The organism is Telluria sp. ZB4P36 (assembly GCF_059685865.1).
On sequence record NZ_JCASIE010000002.1, the window covers coordinates 300,188 to 322,047 of the forward strand.

General features: G+C 65.2%; 16 protein-coding genes. 1 reads left to right on the forward strand and 15 read right to left on the reverse strand.

The genetic code is table 11. The features are described 5' to 3' along the window. Nucleotides 1–24: 24 nt before the first annotated feature. The 10 genes from AC56LK_RS04085 to AC56LK_RS04130 all read right to left on the reverse strand — a co-directional run bounded on the left by AC56LK_RS04085 (nt 25) and on the right by AC56LK_RS04130 (nt 13,782). Nucleotides 25–792 carry an SDR family NAD(P)-dependent oxidoreductase gene (locus tag AC56LK_RS04085; protein WP_497183289.1) on the reverse strand — a complete coding sequence of 256 codons (768 nt, stop codon included), beginning with the start codon at nt 790–792 and terminating at the stop codon, nt 25–27. A gap of 34 nt (nt 793–826) precedes the next feature. After that, a complete protein-coding gene (locus AC56LK_RS04090) occupies nt 827–2,398 on the reverse strand; it encodes an aldehyde dehydrogenase (NADP(+)) (RefSeq protein ID WP_497183290.1) in 1,572 nt (523 codons plus the stop codon). Further along, nucleotides 2,395–3,387 (reverse strand): AraD1 family protein, encoded by a 993-nt coding sequence (gene araD1, locus AC56LK_RS04095; protein WP_497183291.1) that lies wholly within the window; start codon nt 3,385–3,387, stop codon nt 2,395–2,397. The genes AC56LK_RS04090 and araD1 overlap by 4 nt, the downstream gene beginning before the upstream one ends. Nucleotides 3,388–3,453: 66 nt before the next feature. Further along, the gene (locus AC56LK_RS04100) at nt 3,454–5,196 is read right to left on the reverse strand and encodes an IlvD/Edd family dehydratase (RefSeq protein ID WP_497183292.1); all 1,743 of its coding nucleotides are present in this window, start codon (nt 5,194–5,196) and stop codon (nt 3,454–3,456) included. 137 nt (nt 5,197–5,333) lie between these two features. Then, entirely contained in the window at nt 5,334–6,221 is an 888-nt protein-coding gene (locus AC56LK_RS04105; RefSeq protein ID WP_497183517.1) for an SMP-30/gluconolactonase/LRE family protein, read from the reverse strand. Continuing rightward, a complete protein-coding gene (locus AC56LK_RS04110) occupies nt 6,218–7,270 on the reverse strand; it encodes an aldose epimerase family protein (protein WP_497183293.1) in 1,053 nt (350 codons plus the stop codon). Before AC56LK_RS04110 ends, AC56LK_RS04105 begins: the two co-directional genes overlap by 4 nt. 9 nt (nt 7,271–7,279) lie before the next feature. Further along, nucleotides 7,280–8,230 carry a glycoside hydrolase family 43 protein gene (locus tag AC56LK_RS04115; RefSeq protein ID WP_497183294.1) on the reverse strand — a complete coding sequence of 317 codons (951 nt, stop codon included), beginning with the start codon at nt 8,228–8,230 and terminating at the stop codon, nt 7,280–7,282. Nucleotides 8,231–8,262: 32 nt separating this feature from the next. Beyond that, nucleotides 8,263–9,624, reverse strand: a complete 1,362-nt coding sequence (locus tag AC56LK_RS04120; RefSeq protein WP_497183295.1) for an MFS transporter — start codon at nt 9,622–9,624, stop codon at nt 8,263–8,265. Nucleotides 9,625–9,714: 90 nt separating this feature from the next. Beyond that, on the reverse strand, nt 9,715–12,549 hold the full coding sequence (locus AC56LK_RS04125; protein WP_497183296.1) for a TonB-dependent receptor: 2,835 nt from the start codon (nt 12,547–12,549) through the stop codon (nt 9,715–9,717). 381 nt (nt 12,550–12,930) lie between these two features. After that, on the reverse strand, nt 12,931–13,782 hold the full coding sequence (locus AC56LK_RS04130) for a LysR substrate-binding domain-containing protein (RefSeq protein WP_497183297.1): 852 nt from the start codon (nt 13,780–13,782) through the stop codon (nt 12,931–12,933). A gap of 101 nt (nt 13,783–13,883) precedes the next feature. Here AC56LK_RS04130 and AC56LK_RS04135 point away from each other — a divergent pair, with 101 nt between their 5' ends. Continuing rightward, complete coding sequence (locus tag AC56LK_RS04135; protein WP_497183298.1) at nt 13,884–14,741, forward strand: alpha/beta fold hydrolase; 858 nt, start codon at nt 13,884–13,886, stop codon at nt 14,739–14,741. On the opposite strand, the gene paeA is transcribed toward AC56LK_RS04135, so the two are convergent. The 5 genes from paeA to AC56LK_RS04160 all read right to left on the reverse strand — a co-directional run bounded on the left by paeA (nt 14,738) and on the right by AC56LK_RS04160 (nt 21,822). Further along, on the reverse strand, nt 14,738–16,048 hold the full coding sequence (gene paeA / locus AC56LK_RS04140; protein WP_497183299.1) for a polyamine export protein PaeA: 1,311 nt from the start codon (nt 16,046–16,048) through the stop codon (nt 14,738–14,740). The genes AC56LK_RS04135 and paeA overlap by 4 nt on opposite strands. A gap of 83 nt (nt 16,049–16,131) precedes the next feature. Further along, a complete protein-coding gene (locus tag AC56LK_RS04145; protein WP_497183300.1) occupies nt 16,132–17,178 on the reverse strand; it encodes an oxidoreductase in 1,047 nt (348 codons plus the stop codon). A gap of 12 nt (nt 17,179–17,190) precedes the next feature. Continuing rightward, nucleotides 17,191–19,410: an NADP-dependent malic enzyme gene (locus tag AC56LK_RS04150; protein ID WP_497183301.1), complete on the reverse strand. Its 2,220-nt coding sequence runs from the start codon at nt 19,408–19,410 to the stop codon at nt 17,191–17,193. A 143-nt stretch (nt 19,411–19,553) separates the two neighbouring features. Beyond that, nucleotides 19,554–20,228 carry a 3-hydroxyacyl-CoA dehydrogenase NAD-binding domain-containing protein gene (locus AC56LK_RS04155; RefSeq protein ID WP_497183302.1) on the reverse strand — a complete coding sequence of 225 codons (675 nt, stop codon included), beginning with the start codon at nt 20,226–20,228 and terminating at the stop codon, nt 19,554–19,556. A 13-nt stretch (nt 20,229–20,241) separates the two neighbouring features. Continuing rightward, a complete protein-coding gene (locus AC56LK_RS04160) occupies nt 20,242–21,822 on the reverse strand; it encodes an isocitrate lyase (RefSeq protein ID WP_497183303.1) in 1,581 nt (526 codons plus the stop codon). Nucleotides 21,823–21,860: the final 38 nt, after the last annotated feature.

Genomic DNA, 21,860 nt, shown 5'->3' on the forward strand with positions numbered 1-21,860 from the left:
TGGCGGTGTATCAACCGCCCGCGATCAGGTCCAGCCAGCGTCGACGACGAAATCCTGCGCCGTGCACATCTTGCTGTCGTCGGCGCCGAGGAAGAGCACCATCGCGGCGATATCGTCCGGCATGAGCTTGCCCGGCAGGCACTGGGCCTTCTTGATTTCCGCTTCGGCCGCCTCGTCGACCCACAGGTCGATCTGGCGCTGGGTCATGACCCAACCCGGCGTGACGGTATTGACGCGCACGCCGAAGGGGCCGAGGTCGCGCGCCAGGCTGCGGGTCAGGCCGATCACGGCCGCCTTGGTGGTCGCGTAGACCGGGTAGCCGGCGCCCTTGGCGTGCCAGGACATCGAAGAGAAGTTGATGATGGAGCCGACGCCCTGCTTCTTCATGCCCGGCAGGACTGCCTGCGCGGTGAAGAACATCGGGCGCTGGTTGATGGCGATGCGTTCGTTCCAGTAGTCGAGCGAGACCTTCTCGATGTCGTGGCGCTGGTCGTTGGCCGCGTTATTGACCAGCACCTCGAAGTCGCCCAGCTGTTCCGCCAGCTCGGCCATCGTGCGCTGCAGCGCAGGAATGTCGGTGATGTCGCAGTAGCGGAACACCGGCGCGACGTACCCGGCATTGGCCAGGCTGGCGCACAGCGTCTCGCTGGCTTCCCTTGCAATATCGACAAAGGCCACCACCGCGCCCTGTTCCACGAACGCGCGCACGATCGCTTCACCGATGCCGGTGCCGCCGCCCGTCACGAATACCCGCCTGCCCTGCAGGCTGGGATACCTCGCCAACTTGTTCATAACCGTCTCCATCCGTTCTTATTGTGATGCCCGCTTATTCTTTGGTCAATGCACCGTCTTTGCGGCGCCAGATACCGAGCGGATTCCCGTCCCGCAGGGCCTCGGGCAGGAGGCGCTGGGGCAAGTTCTGGTAGCAGACCGGACGCAGGAAGCGTTCGATCGCAGCCGTGCCGACCGAGGTGCTGCGGCCGTCCGCCGTGGCCGGGAACGGGCCGCCGTGGACCATTGCACTCGAGACCTCGACGCCGGTCGGGAAGCCGTTGGCCAGGATGCGGCCGACCTTGCGCTCCAGAGCCGGCAGCAGGGTTTCGGCGGCCTCGAAGTCTTCCGGGGCGATCTGCAGCGTGGCCGTGAGCTGGCCTTCCAGCAGTTCGGTCACCTGACGCAGCTCGCCCACGTCCTTGCACACCACCAGCACCGAAGCGGGACCGAAGACTTCGGCGTGCAGCTCGTGGCGCGTCAGGAAGTGCTCGGCGCTGGTGCGGAAGAATGCCGCGCCGCCCTTGCCTTCGTCATGCTCGATGCGGGCCAGCGTGGTGACCGTCTCGTGCCCGTGCAGGGTGTCGACGCTCTTGCGGTAGCTTTCCGCGATACCCTGGGTCAGCATGACCCCCGCCTGCGTATCGGCCAGCGCCTTGCTGGCAGCGGCGCAGAACTCGTCCAGTCCCGGACCGTCCACCGCCAGCACGAGGCCCGGGTTGGTGCAGAACTGTCCCACGCCCATGGTCAGCGAGGCGGCAAAGCCTTTGCCGATCTCCGCGGCGCGGCTGGCCAGCGCCTGCGGCAGGATGAACAAGGGGTTAATGCTGCTCATTTCCGCATACACGGGAATCGGCTGCTTGCGTGCCGCGGCCACCGCCATCAGGGCGGTGCCGCCCGAACGCGAGCCGGTGAAGCCGACCGCCTGGATCGCCGGGTGGGCGACCAGGGCCTGGCCGATGCCGTTGCCGGTACCGGTCAGCAGCGCGAACACGCCGGCCGGCAGACCGCACAGCTGCACGGCCTTGGCGACGGCGCGCGCCACCAGTTCCGAGGTGCCGGGATGCGCCGAGTGGGCTTTCAGGACCACCGGGCAGCCGGCCGCGAAGGCGGATGCCGTGTCGCCGCCCGCCACCGAGAAGGCCAGCGGGAAGTTCGAGGCGGCGAACACGGCCACCGGACCGACGCCGATCAGCTTGTAGCGCAGGTCGGGGCGTGGCGGAGTGCGTTCCGGCAGCGGGGTATCCATGCGGGCATCGACCCACGAACCTTCGCGCAGCAGCTCGGCGAACATGCGCAGCTGGCCGCAGGTGCGTCCGCGCTCGCCTTCCAGGCGGGCACGCGGCAGGCCGGATTCCGCCATTGCGCGCTCGATCAGCGCATCGCCCAGCGCCAGGATCTGCTCGGCCACCGTGTCCAGGAACTGCGCGCGCTGCCGGTCGCTGGTCTTGCGGAAGACGTCGAAGGCTTCGCCCGCCAGCGTGCAGGCGCGGTCGATCTGGTCCGGGCCGACCATGTGGAAGCTTGGCTCCAGGTAGTCGCGCCGGGTCGGGTCCCAGGCCTTGAAGGAGCCTGCGGCGCCGCGTTCGTGGACCCCGCCGATGATGGCTTCGCCGCTGATGCTCATAGTGCCGTCACCTTCGCGAACGGCACGGCGTGGACCGCCAGGCGGTTGCGCAGGGCCGGACCGAACTGGGGCGACTCGACCTCGAAGGTCTCGCCGGCCTGGACCGAGACGCCGTCCGCGAAGCTCAGGGTGGCGGTGCCGAAGAAGTGGATGTGCACGTCGCCCGGACGATTGAACAGGCCGTACTTGAAATGGTGGTATTCGAGGTTGCCGATGGTGTGCGACATGTTCTGCTCGCCGCTCACGAAGGCCTTCTCCCAGCGTACCTTGCCCTGCTGGTCGAGGATGCGCGAGACGCCGGCCACGTGGCTCGGCAGCTCGCCCACCAGCAGCGCCGGGCCGAGGCCGCAGTTGCGCAGCTTCGAATGGGCCAGGTAGAGGTAGTTCTGGCGTTCGGTGACGTGGTCCGAGAACTCGTTGCCGATGGCAAAACCGAGGCGGTAGGGCTGGCCGTCGTTGCCGATCACGTAGAGGCCGGCGATCTCCGGCTCTTCCCCGCCGTCGAGCGAGAATTCCGGCATGTCGATGTCCTGGCCGGTGGCGCGCACGATCGAGCCGTCGCCCTTGTAGAACCATTCCGGCTGCACGCCGGCGGTGCCCGGGGCCGGCTTGCCGCCCTCCACGCCCATGCGGAACATCTTCATCGAATCGCTCAGGGTCTCGACGTCGCCGCCGATCTTCTTGTGCATGGCGTCGCGGGTGTCGGCGCTGCCCAGGTGGGTCAGGCCGGTGCCGGTGACGTAGCAGTGGGCGGCATCCGGATGATCGAGCGGCGCCAGGATGCGGCCGGCCTGGGCGACGTCGTCGTAGTTGAAGTGTTCCTGGCCGGCGGCGCTGTCGGCCAGCTGCGCCAGGCCGGTGCCGGCGGCGATGGCGGCGCGCGCCAGGTCGAGCGTCGTGGCATAGCCGTTGACGACGCGGATGATGTTGTCGTGCAGGATGCCGATGCGGCGTTCCTGCGATTCGGTGATGAATTGTACGAGCAGCATGGCCCGGTCTCCAGAGTTTTATAGGTGAGGATGCCCGGACCGCCCTGCGGCCCGGGCGACACAGGATCAGTGCGAGTGCTTGGGCACGGCGGAGCCGCGGCAGCCGAGAAGGAAGTCGAAGTCGCAGCCCTCGTCCGCCTGCAGCACGTGGTCGAGATAGAGGCGCTGGTAGCCGCTGTGCTGCACCGGCTTGTTCTTCTCGGCGCGGTCGGCCAGGCGCTTGCGGATCTCTTCGTCCGATAGCTCGAGGTTCAGGCCACCGCCTGCGCAGTCCAGCTGGACCCAGTCGCCGTCCTGCACGATGCCCAGCGGTCCGCCGGCCATGGCTTCCGGCGCCACGTGCAGGACAACGGTGCCGTAGGCGGTGCCGCTCATGCGGGCGTCCGAGATGCGCACCATGTCGGTGATGCCCTGGGCCAGCAGCTTGGGCGGCAGGCCCATGTTGCCGACTTCGGCCATGCCCGGGTAGCCCTTGGGGCCGCAGTTCTTCATCACCAGGATGGAATTCGCATCCACGTCCAGGTCCGGATCATTGATGCGCTGCTTGTAGTGGTCGAAGTCCTCGAACACGACGGCGCGGCCGCGGTGCTGCATCAGGTGCGGAGAAGCCGCCGAGGGCTTGAGGACGGCGCCGCGCGGCGCCAGGTTGCCGCGCAAGATGCGGATCCCGCCGTCCGCGATCAGCGGAGTGTCGAGCTGGCGGATCACTTCGTCGTTATAGATCGGTGCGTCCTGGCAGTTCTCCCACAAGGTCTTGCCGTTGACGGTGAGCGCATCCTTGTGCTTCAGCAGCCCGCCCTCGCCCAGGCGGCGGATGACGCCCGGCAGGCCGCCGGCGTAGTAGAACTCCTCCATCAGGTATTTGCCCGATGGGAGCAGGTCGACGATGGTCGGGGTGCCCTTGCCGATCGCGGTCCAGTCTTCGAGCTCGAGCGGCACGCCCATGCGGCCGGCGATCGCCTTCAGGTGGATCACGGCATTGGTCGAACCACCGATGGCGGCGTTCACGCGAATGGCGTTCTCGAAGTTCTCGCGCTTGAGGATTTTCGACAGCTTCAGGTCTTCGTGCACCATCTCGACGATGCGGATGCCGGACATGTGGGCCAGCACGTAGCGGCGCGCATCCACGGCCGGAATCGCGGCATTGTGCGGCAGCGAGGTGCCCAGCGACTCGGCCATGCAGGCCATCGTGGAGGCAGTCCCCATGGTGTTGCAGGTGCCGGCCGAGCGCGAGTGGCCGGCTTCGGCGGACAGGAAATCGTGCATCGTGATCTGGCCGGCCTTGGCCTGCTCGTGCAGCTGCCAGACGGCCGTGCCCGAGCCGATGTCCTTCCCGTTCAGCTTACCGTTGAGCATAGGGCCGCCGGTGACGACGATGGTCGGCAGGTCGACGCTGGCCGCGCCCATCAAGAGGGCCGGGGTGGTCTTGTCGCAGCCCACCAGCAGGACCACCGCGTCCATCGGATTGCCGCGGATGGATTCTTCGACGTCCATGCTGGCCAGGTTACGGGTCAGCATGGCGGTCGGGCGCAGGTTCGATTCTCCGTTCGAAAACACCGGGAACTCGACCGGGAAGCCGCCGGCCTCCAGGATGCCGCGCTTGACGTGTTCGGCCAGCTTGCGGAAGTGGGCGTTGCAGGGGGTCAGTTCGGACCACGTGTTGCAGATGCCGATGATCGGCTTGCCCTGGAATTCATGGTCGGGAATACCCTGGTTCTTCATCCAGCTCCGGTACATGAAGCCGTTCTTGTCCTGGGTCCCGAACCACGCCGCCGAGCGCAGCGTGGTCTTTTTCTTCGTCTCGGACATCCAATCCTCCTCGTTATTTCCGCCACGGGGAGCTGTGCGCTCCCTCTCATGTCGTGTGTTGTTCAGCGATGAGGAAGTCTAGAATGCGGGCAGATATCTTTCCAATCAAATATTTCGCAATATCGATATCGAAAATGTTATCTGACCGCGCCCAAAAAACGGGATTCCGGCAGGCCGCGCACGTCGAGCGCCTGCTTGAACAGCGCACCCGACAGCGGCGCCGCAGCGCGGTCGCCGGCCGTCATCCCGAGCCAGGCGCTGGTCACGTACAAGGTCGACAGGCCGGGCCCGGCGAACGTGGGACAGCTGGGTTGCGGCGCAGCGAGCGCCAGCACCCGGTCCAGGCTTCCGTCCGGCGCGAAGCGCATCACCTGCCCCGCTCCCCAGCGCGTCGTCCACAGGTAGCCGTCGGCGTCGATGCAGGATCCATCCGGCTCGCCCGGCGCGGCATCGGCCGGCACGAACAGGTGCGAGGCCCCGACCGTGCCGCTGCAGGGGTTGTAGTCGCAATAGCGGATCTCGCGCGTGGCCGAGTCGGCATAGTACATCCGGCGTCCGTCGGGACTGAAGCAGATGCTGTTGGCGATCGCCGCGTTCCCGATCGGCAGGCGCTCGAGCGTGAGGTCGAGGTTCAGGCGGTAGAAGCCGCCCAGGGCGCGCTTCGGGCTCTCTTCCTGGTTGAACATGCCGAACACGAAGCGGCCCTGGCGGTCGCAGCGTCCGTCGTTCAAACGGGTGGCCGGAATTTCGGATTCGACATCGACGATGCGCCGCACCTCGCCGGTCGAGAAGCTGAAGTAGGCCAGGCCGCTCGCCAGCCCCAGCAGCAGGCGATCGTCGCTGCCCGTCAGTGCGAAGGAACACAGGCGTTCGGGCATGCGCCAGCTCATGCAGCGGCCGTTGGACGGCGAATACGACCACAGTTCCGCTGCCGGGATGTCAGTCCACAGCAGGCGCCCGGTACGTTCGCACCACTGCACGCATTCGCCCAGCTCGTGCCGGTTATCGAGTAAATGTTCCATCAGGCCTCCCGTACCGACAGGCGGAAACGCGATTCGGTCTCGTACACCTGCCCCGGGCGCAGGATCACGTTCGGGAAGCGCGGCCGGTTCGGCGAATCCGGAAAATGCTGCGGCTCCAGGCAGAAGCCGCTGCGGTGTCCGTAGGTCCGGCCTTTGCCGATGAGCGAGCCGTCGAGGAAGTTCCCGCTGTAGAACTGCAGGCCCGGCTCCTCGGTGAACAGTTCCAGCACCCTGCCCGAGCCGGGATCGACGACATGGGCCGCGCGCGTCATCTCCTTGCCGTTCGGCTTGTTGAGGACGAAGTTGTGGTCGTAGCCGCGGCCGTGGCGCAGCTGCTTGTCCGGCTGGCCGACGCGCTCCCCGATGAGGCGCGGCGTGCGGAAGTCGAAAGGCGTTCCGGTGACCGGCGACAGCGTCCCGAGGGGGATCGAGGCGGCATCGATGCCGACGAAGGTGTCGGCGTCGATCGTCAGTTGATGGTTCAGGATATCGCCCTCGCCGGCCAGGTTGAAGTAGCTGTGCTGGGTCAGGTTGACCGGGGTCGGCTGGTCGGTCAGCGCATGGAAACGCAGCACCAGCTCGTTCTCGTCGTTCAGCCGGTAGCTCACGGTGACGTCCAGATTGCCGGGATAGCCCTCTTCGCCGTCCACGCTGCGATAAGCCAGCTGCAGGCTGTCGCCCACCACGCTGGCCTGCCACTTACGCTTGTGGAAGCCGCCAGGCCCGCCATGCAGGTGCTTGTCGCCGTCGTTTGCCGGCAGGACGACCTCCCGGCCGTCGAGGGTGAAGCGGGCATTGGCGATGCGGTTGCCATAGCGGCCGATCAGGGCGCCGAAATAAGGGTGATCGCCCTCGTAAGGCGCGAGCGTGTCGAAGCCCAGCACCACGTCGGCCAGGCGGCCGTCGCGGTCGGGCGCATGCAGCTCGGTGATGATGCCGCCGAAATCGATGATCTTCGCCACCAGGCCGTTCGCATTGCTCAGCGTGAACTGCGTGATGGCCTCGCCGTTCGCCAGTTGGCCGAAAGGCGCTTGCGTGATGGGATGTGGCACCGTGCTTCCTCAGTTGGTGGAGGGCCGGCCGAACACCGGCATGCCCTTGTCGTCCCAGCGCAGCGTCTTCACGAAGGTGTGACGGTCCGGATTCCAGAGCGGATCGCCGACGATCTCGGTGTAGGTACGCGCGTGGTAGACCAGCATGACGGCGTCGCCGTCCTCGGCATAGGTGAAGCTGTTATGGCCGGGACCGTAGATGCCGTGGTCGTAGCAGGTGCGGAATACCGGCTCGGGCGACTTGGTCCAGGATGCCGGGTCGAGCAGGTCGGCATCCTCGTCGGCCCACAGCAGGCCCATCGCGTAATTCTCGTCGGTGGCGCTGGCCGAGTAGCTGATGAAGATCCGGCCGTTGCGGCGCACCACCGAGGGCCCTTCGTTGACCCAGAAGCCGCGCGTCTCCCAATCGAATTCCGGCTTGCTCAGCATGATCGGCTTGCCCTCGATCTGCCACGGGGTCTTCATCGGGGCGATATACAGGTTCGAATTGCCCTCGATCTCGTGGTCCTTCTGCGCCCACAGGTAGTAGAGCTGGCCCTTGTGGGTGAAGGTGGTGGCGTCCAGGCAGAAGCTGTCGATGCCGGTATCGACCTGGCCCATGAACTCCCACTGGCCTTCGAGCGGGTTCGCATTCTGGTTGCGGATCGCGTACATGCGGTGCTGGAACAGCTTGTACTTGATCTCGCGGCTCGGGGCGGCGGCGAAATAGACGTACCAGGCACCCTGGTTGAAGTGGATCTCCGGGGCCCAGACCAGTTCGCAGTAAGGGCCGGTGTCGGGCTTGGTCCACACGTCGACCGTCTCGGCCGTCGCCAGGCCGGCGATGGTGGCCGCGCGGCGCAGTTCGATGCGGTCGTATTGCGGCACCGAGGCCGTGAAGTAGTAAAAGCCGTCGGTGTGCTTGTAGATGTAGGGGTCGGCGCGCTGTTCGATCAGGGGCTTGAGGACGGTTTCGTGCATGACTGGTTCTCGTTGGTTCATGGTGTTCTCGCCTAGCTGGCCACGTAGCCCGCGGTGCGCATGTCGGCCTTGACGGTGTCGTAATACTTGTCGCTGATGCGGTACTTGAACATCAATAGGCCCATCAGGAGGTGGAAGAAGCCCGGGATCACCGACAGCATCAGGGCGATGCCCTGCAGCGCCAGCGCCGATTGTTCCTGGTTGGGCTGGTACTGGAAGTAGTCGAGCAGGATGCCGACCATGCCGCCGGCGATCGCCATGCCGGCCTTCTGGCACACCGAGATGCCGCCGAAGGCGAAGCCCGAGACCCGCTTGCCGGTCTTGACCTGGCCGTAGTCGATGGTCTCGGCGATGGCCGACCAGAACACCGGCGCGTGCAGGTCCACTACCAGCGACAGGATGAAATACAGGACGAAGGCCAGCAGGATGTCGCCCGGCTGCACCAGGAAGTAGATCAGCAGGCTGATGACGGCCACCATGATCTGGGTGTTGCGGAACAGCTTGACCTTGCAATAGAACTTGGTGGTCCAGGTGGACACGACCATCGCCAGGATCGCGGCCGCCACCCCTAGGGACAGGAAGGCCGACACGGTGGCGGTGTCGCCGCCCAGGTAGTACTTGGCGTAGTAGATCGCCACCGAGCCGCGGATCACGTAGCCCACCGTGCCGGTGACGCACACCGCGCACAGGATCAGCCACTGGTCGTTCTGCAGCAGCACGCGCACCTGGTCCATCAGCGGCTGTTTTTCCACTTTGTGGATCACGCGCTCGGTGGTGGTGAAGAAGCACAGCAGGAACAGCAGCACGCCCATCGCGGCCATCACGGCCATGGCGGCCTGGTAGCCGGTGGCCGGGTTGCCGGCATCCCACCAGCTGGCCAGCATCGGCACGATGATGGTCACCATGAACGCGCCGATCTTGGCGAAGAACAGGCGGTAGCCGTTGGCCGACAGGCGATCCTGGGGGTCGGAGGTCAGGCCGCTGATCAGGGAAATATAGGGGATGCCGACGCCCGCCGTCATCAGGGTCATCAGGATGTAGGTCGAATAGGCCCAGACCAGTTTCGCGTCATAGGTCCAGTCGGGCGTGGTGAAGACCAGGAACACGCTGAGGCCGTAGGGCACGGCCAGCAGCAGCAGCCAGGGCCGGTAGCGCCCCCAGCGCGTCAGGACGCCGTCGGTCACCTGCCCCATCACCAGGTCGGCAATGGCGCCGACCACCTTCACGGCCACGAACAGCATGGCCAGGTCGCTGGTCTTCAGTCCATAGATGTCGGTGTAGAAGAAGGTGATGATCAACATCATCGACGAGATCACCACGTTGAGCGCCATGTCCCCCGCGCCGAAACCGGCTTTTTCGAGGGTGGAGAGTTTTTGAGTGTGTTGTGTGTCCATAGTGCCTTCCGATCAGAACGACCCGGGGGCACTGCCGGATACCTCCGTGCAGTGCCCCTGTTTTGCTGCGCTGCTGTCCCGTGTCGGGGCTTACATCTTCCAGCGCAAGGCGACCGAGGCCGAACGTCCGACCTGGACCGTACCGAAATTGGTCAACTGCTGATTACCCGCGTTGCCGAAGTGGTAGTACTGCCGCTGCATTTCGTTCGTCAGGTTGATGGCAGCGATATCGACCGACATCCTGTCGTTGATTTTGTAGGAGACTTGCATGTCCACACTCTTTTCCGGATGACGCCAGATACCGATCGGATTTGCAAACAAGGCGGCTTCGTTGGCGGCCAGGAAGCCGGAGCGCCAGACATAGGACAAGCGCGCGCTGACCGGGCCCTTTTCGTAAGCCAGGGTGGCGTTGTACGAGCGGTCGGACACCCCGAAGAACGGTGTCTCGAGCTGCGCGATGATCTCGCCGGCACTATTGGCCTCGGGAACGTTCTGCGACGAGCTGAGTCGGGTATAACTACCCTGGAAGCCCAGACCTTCCAGCGGGCCCGGCAGCCACTTCGGGAAGTAGATCAAGCCGAGCTCGACGCCTTTGATCGTGCCGTCGGAAGCGTTGACCGGTGAGTTGATGACGTAGTCATAGCCGTTCGTATGGTCGCCGCCCGAGGTCGAGTTGCGGAACGGGTCGTCCGCCGGTTCGACGTGAATCTTGCGACGCAGGGGCACGACCAGGCCGTCGATCTTGCGCTTGAAAACAGTGCCGTAGAGTGCGCTGTCTTTCTGGAAATACCACTCACCCGTCAGATCGAAGTTCGTCGATTGCGTCGGTTTCAGGTCCGGATTGCCACCGGTGCCCGAGCCATAACCCACCCGCGACACGTCGTCACCGAGTTGCAGGACAGGATTCAGGTCACCGAAATTCGGGCGGCGCAGGGTTTTACCGAAGTTGAAGCGCGTAACGACGTCCCTGGTCGGGTCGTAAGTCAGGGTCAGGCTGGGCAGGAACTTGCTGGTCGACTTGCTGGCGCCGGACGGCGTGACCGCCTTGGTGCTGGCATCGACCTTGTAGAAGGTCATGTCGGTATCGACTTTGGTGTAGCGCACGCCGACATTGGCGCGCAGGCGATTGCCGAACAGCTCGCTTTGGAAATTCCCCATCAGGTAGAGATTGCTCGTCTTTTCCTCGATCTCGAAGGTCTTCTGCAGGCGCAGTTTGTCCGTGGTCAGGAAGTTGCTATTGACCGAGTTATAGAGCTTGCGCCACTCGTCGAGATGGTCGCGGATGTAGTAGGCATTCGGCTCCACCCATGAGCGCGGAACGTCCGAGATGTCCGTGCCGAAGTTCGAGTTGGTAATCGAATACTGCGGACCCAGCGAGGCCAGGTTGCGGCCCAGGAAGGCCGATTGCGTCCGGTTGGCTCCCGAGGCCTTGCGTACGTCGTGGCGCAGGCCGAATTGGAGAGTCTGCAGCGCGCCCCAGTCGGCATCGAAGACGCCCGCCAGCGTGCCCGTCGCGGCGCTGCCCTTGTTGCGGTTGGCGTTATCGTAGAACTCCGCCACATTCCACTTGCTCGGGTCGGCCAGGTCGGCATTGTTATTGAAACGGAAGGCCGTATCGCCGCCGGCATTGAAGTCGACGTCGATGGAAGGTGCAACGCGATCAATCCGGGTGGCGGTGAATTGCGTGTCGAACTCGCTCGTCTGGAACGACAGATCACCGTCCAGCTTCAGGCGGTCGCCGACATCCCACTTGCCGTTCAGGGCATATACGTAGGAATCGGTTTTCGACGTGGTGTAGTCGCCGCTGTTGAAGCCATAGACGTTATTGACTTTGCGGGTCTTGATGACGTTCGTTCCCGGGAAGGTCGTAATCGTCCCCGCAGGGTTGCTGCCGAGATCGCCCCACCAGTCGGCGAAGCTGAACAGCAGCTGATTGAAGGCCTTGTCGCGATAACCGTTGTACATGGCCTCGAAGGTGTAGACCGAACCGCTGTCCGGTTTCCACTGCAAGGCGAGATTGGCGGCAGGACGCTTCCGTTCGCCCTGGACGTCGCTCTGGAAGACGGCGTCGCGCGCCAGGTAATACGGATACGCCTTGCCGTTGAAATTCAGCGTCGAACCCGCTGCCATCGGCAAGCCGGTACGGGTACCGGGCGCCCAGATATTGTTGTCGAAGATGCGCTCCAAGGGCCTGTAACCTGCCGGCACTTCGGCGGCATTGGGGCTGGTAAAGGGCACCATGGCACCCGGCGTCACGCTTTCATTGCGGTATTTCGTCTGGGTCGCCGCCAGGTTGACCAGGGCACCGACTTCGCCGATACCGGTTTCCCAGCGGTTGCTGAACATGGCGCTGAGCTGCGGGTTCCACTTTTTCGCAGGATCCAGATAGGTCTCACGCGCCGTCAGCGACACTTGCGGACCCTTGAAATCGAAGGGCCGCAGCGACTTGACGTCAATCTGGCCCGCGATTCCGGTTTCCAACTGGCTGGCGTCGCGCGTCTTGTAAACGTCGATCTGGCGAACCAGGGTCGAGGGAATGTCCTGAAGCGCGACCTGCGTGCCCGAGGCGGTAAAGATATTGCGGCCGTTCCAGGTGGTCTGGACGTCGGGCAGGCCACGGATGGACAAGGCGCCGACTTCGCCGCCGGCGCGGTTGGTGACCTGGATCCCCGTCACGCGCTGCAGCGCTTCGACGACATTGTTATCGGGGAGCTTGCCGATGTCTTCGGCAACGACCGATTCCACGACCTGGTCGCTGATCCGCTTGATCGCCAGGCTCTTGATGAGCGATGCCTTGACGCCCGTGACGACCACGGTCTGCGTGTCACTCGGCTCCGCCGTTTCGGCGGCCGCGGCGGGCGAGATTTCCTGGGCGCCGACCGTGGCGCTGCTGATCAGGCCCGCGCCGGCGAGCGCGGCGACCATTGCGTGGAGGGCGAAGGCGTGACGGGTGCTGGCCGTGGCACGGCCGAATGAATTGCGTTTCATACGTCTCCTGTGTCGTTTTCGTTATGGCCGCTGTGTCGCGGCTTTGCTGTTATTACATGCTCGACATTGATGGTAGGCGTGGAGGTGAGATCGTTCCAATCAATTTTTTGGCCATTCCGATATCAATTTCTGTATCGGGAATATTGTACTGGCGCAAAACAGGATGGGAAAGCGCAGGGGGAGCTTTGTTGCGTAGGCCTGCTTTCTGCCATGCATTCTGAACTGAACCGCGATTCGATCGCTATCCTCGTCCACGATTTTCATGCCGCCAGCCTGCAATACGGTTGTTTCGGCCGCGTCGAGGTGGGCTGACCCGCGTTATCGCCGCAACTCCGACATGATCTGTTCTGCCATGAAGTCGCAGGGCGGGCGCCGTGACTTGCTGCTGCGCGCCAGGATCACCTCGAGCGCATCGACTTCCGGCAAGCCCTGCGCCTGTCCCAGCGAGTGCAGGTGCGCCGGCACCGCACAACGTGCCAGCGGCGCGACCGCCAGGCCCGCCTCGACCATGCTGAGCAGCCCCATCAGGCTTGGGCTCTCGTACGAGGTCCGGTAGGCAATCCCCGCGCGTTCGAGGCTGCGGATCGCATTCTCGCGCGCCACGCTGCCGGGCAGGAAAACGGCGATCGGCAGCGGCCGCTCGCGCCAGATCTCGTGCGCGGCCGGCGACGCCGCCCATACCATCGGCTCAAAGCGGACGAACTCGCCCGACAGGCCCTGCACCCGCGTCGCGCAGACCAGGTCGACCGAGCCATCCTTGAGCAGGGGCGCCAGCGCCACGCTCGGCAGCCCGACCACCTGGATCTCGACCTTCGGATAGCTGGCCGAAAACTTCTTGAGGATGGGCGGCAGCAGCGAGGACGCGTAGTCGTCGGGAACGCCCAGGACCACGCGGCCGGTCACGTCGGGCCGCACCACGGCCGCCCAGGCTTCGTCGCGCAGCGCCAGCATGCGCCGCGCGTAGCTCAGCAGCACTTCGCCGTCCTGGGTCGGCGTCACGCTGCGCGAGCGGCGCACGAACAGCGGCTTGCCGAGCGCGGTCTCGAGCGACTTGATCTGCATGCTCACTGCCGACTGCGAGCGGTGCACGACTTCCGCCGCACGGCTGATGTTGCCGGTGTCGGCGACCGCCACGATCATGGCCAGGACGTCCAGGTCGAGTGTTTTCACGGCTTATGGCTGAACCATCAGATAATTTGATAGATGCCTTCAATATTATGCGATTTTCTTAATCATCGTCATCGTGCATAGTATTGGAAAGGAGGCCCATCATGAACGCAGCAACCGACCCACGCATCTTCGCAGCGCCCGAACTGTGCTTCACCGGCCTCCCGTCCGGCGCGCGCATTCCCTACGTCGCCACCGGTTCCGGCGAGCCGCTGCTGTTCGTGCACGGCTCGCTGTGCGACTACCGCTACTGGAACAGCCAGCTTGACGTCCTGTCGCAGCACTTCCACTGCGTGTCGGTCAGCCTCAGTCATTACTGGCCGGGCGATGCGGCGGGATATGGCAGGTTCAGCTGGGAGAGCCACGTCGCGGAGCTGGCCGCCTTCATCGGCGCCATGCAGCTCGGGCCGGTGCACCTGGTCGGGCACTCGCGCGGCGCCTGCGTCGCATTCCAGCTGGCGCAGGCCCACCCGGCGCTGGTGAAGACCCTGACGCTGGCCGATCCCGCCGGCCCGGCGCCCGTCGACGGCGCCCCCGCGCCAGCCTTGCCGCCGGCGGCCGAGGCCCTGCGCGGCAAGGTGGCCGGGCTGATCGACGATGGGGCGATCGACGCCGGCCTGGAACTGTTCGTCGACTCGGTCAGCATGCCCGGCATCTGGCGCAAGAGTCCGGCCAGCTTCCGCACGATGGCGAGCGACAACGCAGCCACCCTGCCCAAGCAGTTCCGCGACCCCTTGCCGGCCTATACCCGCGCGGCCGCAGCCGGTCTGGCATGCAGGACCCTGCTCATCGCCGGAGAAAAGAGCCCGCGCATGTACCGCGACAACGTGGAAAAGCTGGCCGGCTGGATCCCGCACGTGGACAAGCGCGCGATCGCGGGCGCCTCGCACGGCATGAACGTCACCCACGCAGCGGCCTTCAACCGGCTGCTGCGCGGCTTCATCGGCCGAGCTGCCGACTAAGCACCTGGTGGGCGCGCTTCTCCCGGCGCCACATGCTTCACCAGCAGCTGGTCGATCCGGTAGTGATCGACGTCCAGGACTTCGAACTTGACCCCCTGGTATTCGACGCTGTCGGTCCGCTTGGGAACCTTGCGCAGCATGTACATCATGAAGCCGGCCGCGGTCTCGTAGTTTTCTTCTTCGGGCAGACTCTCGAGCCCGAGGGTCCGCTTCACGTCGCCGACCGGCGTGCTGCCGTCGATCAGCCATGATCCATCCTCGCGCTGCATGATCTGGGTGTCCTCGTCGAGCGGACTGCCCCAGCTGCCCATGACGGTCAACATGATGTCGCTCAGGGTGATTACGCCCATGACCAGGGCATACTCGTTGATCACCACCGCGAAGGTCTCCTTGGTGGCGCGGAACTTGTCGAGCAGCTCCGCCAGGGTCAGCGTGTCCGGGATGATCAGGACGGTACGGATGCTCGATTCGTTCAGCTGGAACAGCGACTGCTTGTTCAGGAGCCGCACCAGGATGTCACGCGTATCGACGTAGCCGATCACCCGGTCGATGGTGCCGTCGCAGACAGGGAATTTCGAATGCGTGGCGATCTTCTGCCGGATGCTGTCTTCGGTCTCGCTCAGGGTGAAGTACACCACGTTGTCGCGATTGCTCATGGCCGATGCGACCGAGCGCGACTCCAGCTCGAACACGTTCTCGATGAAGTGCTGTTCCTGCTTCTGCAACACGCCGGCTTGGGCGCCGGCTTCCAACGCGGCGGAAATCTCGTCGAAGGTGATGGCGTCTTCGCGCGTCATGTCGATCTTGAAGATGCGGAAGATCAGGTTCGCGATGAGGTTGAGCGCCCATGAGAAGGGCTTGCATACCCGGATGAAGATCTGTACCGGGCCGATCACCGCCACGGCGATGCGCTCGGGCGCGATCATCGCCAGGCGCTTCGGCATCAGGTCGGCGAACAGGATGAACAGGCAGGTCACGAACACGAAGGACAGGACGAAGCCGATGTTCTCGAGCGCCGGACCGTCGTAGACGGTCGAGATCCAGGCAATGAAGAAGGGCCGCAGGGCGCCCTCCCCCAGGATGCCGCCGAGGATGGCGATCGCGTTCAGGCCGATCTGCGATGCGGCGAAAAACTCCGCCGACTGCATCTGCAGCGCCATGACCTTCAGGGCGCGCTCGTCGCCGGCTTCCGCCAGCAGCTTGAGCTTGATCTTGCGGGCGCCGGCGAAGGCGATCTCCGTCAGCGACAGGAAACCGGCTGCCAGCACCAGGCAGATCATCAAGACGATATGTTGAAACAAGCTCACGGGATACCTGCATGGATGAGCGGCGCAACGCCGCGGCCACCAGTATACGGTTTGCAATTATTTGTAGCAACACAGCAGGCAGCTCAAGATTGGCTGAACAGGACTTCCTTCCTTTGCTGCATGCTCTCGAGTCCGGCTTCCATCAGTTCGACCACCTCGCTCGCGGCACGCGGCGACACGGGCAGCGGCGCGCCATGCAGGATGGCGTCGCGCATCCGGCTGTAGTATTCGGCATAGGCGCCGGGACTGGTCGCATAGAGACGTTCGGCCGGCCCGGCAGCGCTGTCCAGCGTGAGCAGCCCGTCCTGGGGATCGGCTCCCCATCCCGGCGCGAGCGCGGCTCCCGTCTTCAGCACGGATTCCTGCTGGTCCAGGCCTTCCTTGACGTAGCTGCCCTGGGTTCCGTGAATGGTGAAGCGCGGTGCCGGCCTTGCCGTGAGCGCACTCGCGTGCAGGACCGCGCGCATGCGGCCGTAGCGGAACACCGCGTGGAACCAGTCGTCGGCCTGGGCACCGTCACGCTGGCTGGCCAGGTCGAGCCAGACCGACTCGGGGCGGCCGAACAGCGCCAGCATCTGGTCGACCAGGTGGGGGCCGAGGTCGTACCACAGCCCTGCCCCGGCCTCGCTCGACTCCCGCCACCGGTCCTGCACTGCCGGCCGGTAACGGTCGAAATGCGATTCGAAGTGCGTGATCCGGCCGAGGACCCCGTCACCAAGCAGCTGCCTGACGGTGAGAAAATCGCCATCCCAGCGGCGGTTGTGGAACACCGACAGCAGCAGCGAGCGGCGCTCCGCCAGCTCGACCACCTGCCGCGCTTCGGCCGTGTCCAGCACGAAGGGTTTGTCCAGCACCACGTGGCGGCCGCATTCGAGCGCTTCGCGGGCCAGCGGAAAATGGGTCTGGTTGGGGGTGGCGATCACCACCAGATCGATATCCGCCTCCCGGAACATGGCGGAAGGGCTCGCGGCGACCCGCGCTTCCGGCACTGCCTCGCGCACCTTGCCAGGCGAACTGCTCGCGACCGCAGCAAGGCGCAAGCCGGGCGTCGCCCGGATCAGGGGCGCGTGGAATGTGGCGGACGCGTAGCCGAATCCGACCAGGCCGACATTGATCGTTCGTTCGGACATGGGTCCCTCCTCTCAGCGTACGCCTGCCACCGCCAGAGCCGTCATGTTGACGATGCGCCGCACCGTCGCACTCGGACTCAGGATGTGCACCGGCTTGGCGGCGCCCAAAAGGATCGGACCGACGGTGACGCCCTTGCCCGCCGTGACCTTGAGCACGTTGAACAGGATGTTGGCGGCATCCAGCGAAGGCATCACCAGCAGGTTGGCGCCGCCCGCAAAGCCCTGCGCCTCCTCGCCCGCCGGCTGGTAGAGACGCCGGATGTCCTCGGACAGCGCGGCATCGCCGTGCACCTCGCCGATCAGGGCCAGTTCGGGTGCGGTCTGCGCCAGCAGCGCGCGCGCCTCGCGCATCTTGCGCGCCGACGGACGCTCGGACGAGCCGAAGATCGAATGCGACAGCAGCGCGGCCCGCGGCTCCAGCCCGAAGTGGCGCAGCTCGGTCGCGGCCAGGCGCGTGATGGCCGCGAGCTCCTCGGCCGAGGGATTGTCGTTGACGTAGGTGTCGGTGATGAACAGGGTCATCTTGTCCAGCACCAGGGCATTCATCGCCGCCAGCACCCCGGCCCCCGCTGCGCTGCCGATCACGTCGCGCACGTGCACCAGGTGGCTGTCGTAGCTGCCCTGCATGCCGCAGATCAGGGCGTCGACGTCGCCGGACTGCAGCAGGCGCGACCCCTGCAGGGTGGGGTCACCGCTGCCGTCCGGTTCGGCCAGCTCATAGTCGACGCCGCGCCTCAGGCGCAGGCCGGACTGCTTCACGGCCTGTTCGACCGCCGCCGCGCTGCCGAGCAGCACCGGCCTGGCCAGGCCCTCGTCGACCACGGTCTGCACCGCGCGCAAGACGCGCTGGTCACTGCCTTCGGCATAGGCGACACGGCGCTGGTTGGCCTTGGCCTTGGCGAACACCGGCTTCATGAAGAACCCGGTGTGGTAGATCATCTCGGCCAGCCGCTCGCGGTAGGCATCCATGTCGGCGATCGGGCGCGCGGCCACGCCGGAGGCGGCGGCGGCAGCGGCAACGGCCGGCGCGATGGCCGCCATCAGGCGCGGGTCGAAGGGTTTCGGGATGATGTACTCGGGGCCGAAGCTGAGGTCCTGGCCGGCATAGGCTTCGGCCACGGTGTCGTTGGCCTCGGCCTCGGCCAGGCGCGCGATCGCACCCACGCAGGCCAGCTTCATCTCCTCGGTGATGCGGGTGGCGCCGCAATCGAGGGCGCCGCGGAAGATGTAGGGGAAGCACAGCACGTTGTTCACCTGGTTCGGATAGTCCGAACGGCCGGTGGCAACGATGCAGTCCGGCCGCGCGGCTTTCGCGACTTCCGGGCGGATCTCCGGCTCCGGGTTGGCCAGGGCCAGGATCACCGGGCGCGCGGCCATGCTCTTGACCATGTCGGCGCTCAGGACGCCGGCGGTCGAGCAGCCCAGGAAGACGTCGGCGTCCCGCACGATGTCCGCCAGCGTGCGTGCCTCGGTGGGCTGGGCGTAGCGCGCCTTGTTGGCTTCCATGTTGGCCTCGCGGCCCTGCCAGATCACGCCCTTCGAGTCGGCCACGTAGATGTTCTCCTGCCGTACGCCCAGGCTCACCATCATGTCGAGGCAGGCGATCGCCGCCGCGCCGGCGCCGGACGCGGCCAGCTTGACTGCACCGATGTCCTTGCCGACCACCTTCAGGGCATTCAGCAAGGCCGCGCTCGAGATGATCGCGGTGCCGTGCTGGTCGTCATGGAAGACCGGGATGTTCATGCGCTCGCGCAGCTTCTTCTCGATGTAGAAGCACTCGGGCGCCTTGATGTCCTCGAGGTTGATGCCGCCGACGGTGGGTTCCAGCATGGCGATGGCGTCGACCAGCTTGTCCGGATCGTTCTCGGCCAGCTCCAGGTCGAACACGTCGACCCCGGCAAATTTCTTGAACAGGCAGCCCTTGCCTTCCATGACAGGCTTCGAGGCCAGCGGACCGATGTTGCCCAGGCCGAGCACCGCGGTGCCGTTGCTGATCACGGCCACCAGGTTACCGCGCGAGGTGTACTCGGCAGCCATGGCGGGATCGGCTGCGATTTCTTCGCAGGCATAGGCCACGCCCGGCGAGTAGGCCAGCGACAGGTCGCGCTGGTTGGACAAGGGCTTGGTCGCGACCACCTCGATCTTGCCGCGCACCGGGCTGCGGTGGTAGTCGAGCGCATCCGCGCGCAACTGGCTGTCGTCGGTGTCGCTGTTCCTGCTTTCAGTGCTCATCTGTTTCCCTCACTCTCGAAATAATGCCCAGCCGAATCCGCAACAGGCTCGGCGGACCGAAAAACGACACTTACTGTAACAGCAAGCTTGTTTTTTCGCGCAAGCACGTCCCATTGCGGTGGCTGGGAGGGATACAGGCCGGGCTATTCCAGTGCCTGGTCGACTTGCCAAGCTTCGCCGTCGTGCTCATCACCGGCATTGCCGCCCTTGAGCCAGGCCGCTGCACCTGCCCGCTGAAGCTCCTTGACAAGCGCAGACATGGTGGCGACGGACTGTCCGGAACTGCGTCTGCCGGGAACCGGCGTCCACGTCGCCCCGGGGCCTGGAGCGGAAGCGACATCCAAGCCCACCACCTCGCCCGGCCGCCGCGTGCAACCGGCAAGATGGTCGACCTCGGACTGCGAGCCGAGGGTCGCCAGGATCGCGCCCGGCTTGACGGTGTCATCCAGCCGGCGGAACAGTTCTCCCTTGACCGCGCCTTCCGTGGACACGGCGTCGATCACCAGGTCGCAGTCCTTGAGGTGATGAAGGTTGATCGCGCCCGCCAACAGCGCCATGCGCCGGTCGCGCCCGGCGGCGGCAAGCCTGCCGTCCAATACCGCCTCCTGCCAGGCCGAGCGCGCCAGCGCGGTCCCCTGGTCGAGCGATGTCCGCGTGAGTTCGAACACCGTGACCGGGATGCCGGCATCCAGAAACCGCAGCGCGATGCCAATGCCGGCCGGGTTGGCGCCGACGATGCCGACCCGGCCGATTGGCGCCGTGCGCTGTATCGCGACGTGCGCGAGGCCGGCCTGCGCCTCCTGGTTCACTTTACTCATGATCGGCAATCCGTCAGAACTGGTTCATGGTGTTGTGTTTTCCCGAAGCTTTCAGGGCTGCTTCGCCGCTGAAGTATTCCTTGTGGTCGTCACCCAGGTCCGAACCCGACATGTTCTGGTGCTTGACGCAGGCGATGCCCTGGCGGATCTCCTTGCGCTGCACGCCGGCGACGTAGCCCAGCATGCCCTGCTCGCCGAAGTATTCCCTGGCCAGGTTGTCGGTCGACAGCGCGGCGGTGTGGTAGGTCGGCAGCGTGATCAGGTGGTGGAAGATGCCCGCTTCGCGCGCGGCGTCGGCCTGGAAGGTGCGGATCCGCTCGTCGGCCACGCGCGCCAGTTCCGAGTCATCGTACTCGGCGCTCATCAGCTGCGAGCGCTCGTAGGCGGACATGTCGGCGCCCTCGGCCTGCATGCTGTCGAAGACCTGCTGGCGGAAGTTCAGGGTCCAGTTGAACGAGGGGCTGTTGTTGTACACCAGCTTGGCATTTGGGATGACTTTGCGGATCTCTTTCACCATGCCGCCGATCTGGGCGATATGCGGCTTCTCGGTTTCGATCCACAGCAGGTCGGCGCCGTTCTGCAGCGAGGTGATGCAGTCGAGGACGCAGCGCGCTTCGCCTGTGCCTTCGCGGAACTGGAACAGGTTGCTGGGCAGGCGCTTGGGACGCAGCAGCTTGCCGTCACGCTTGATGAGCACGTCGCCATTCGCCAGCTCGTCGAGCGACACCTCGTCCGCGTCCAGGAAGCCGTTGTACTGGTCGCCCAGGTCGCCCGGCTCGCGGGTGTAGGCGATCTGCTTGGTCAGGCCGGCGCCCAGCGAATCGGTGCGTGCCACGATGAGTCCGTCATCCACGCCCAGCTCGAGGAAGGCGTAGCGTACGGCCCGGATCTTGGCCAGGAAATCCTCGTGCGGCACCGTGACCTTGCCGTCCTGGTGGCCGCACTGCTTCTCGTCCGACACCTGGTTTTCGATCTGGATGCAGCATGCACCCGCCTCGATCATCTGCTTGGCCATCAGGTAAGTAGCCTCGGCATTGCCGAAACCGGCATCGATATCGGCGATGATCGGCACCACGTGAGTGACGAAATTGTCGATCTTGTCCTGGATCGCCGCGCGCGCCGCGCCCTCGGCAGCATCGAGCTGGCGGAACAGGCCGCCCAGCTCGCGGGCGTCCGCCTGGCGCAGGAAGGTGTACAGCTCCTTGATCAGGGCGGCGACGGCGGTCTTCTCGTGCATCGACTGGTCGGGCAGCGGTCCGAACTCCGAGCGCAGCGCGGCGATCATCCAGCCCGACAGGTAGAGGTAGCGGCGCTCGGTACTGTTGAAATGCTTCTTAATGGAGATCATCTTTTGCTGGCCGATGAAGCCGTGCCAGCATCCCAGCGACTGCGTGTACCGGGAAGGATCGGCATCATAGTTCGCCATGTCGCGGCGCATGATAGCGGCGGTGTAGCGGGCGATATCGAGCCCGGTCTGGAAGCGGTTCTGCGCGCGCATGCGGGCCGCGGACTCGGGATTGATGGCATCCCAGGCCTTGCCGTGCTGCTGTTTGAGGCCGTCGATGGACTGGATATCGTTCTGGTACTGGGACATGCTGACTCTCCAAGGTAAGTAAATCGAAACCTGCTGCG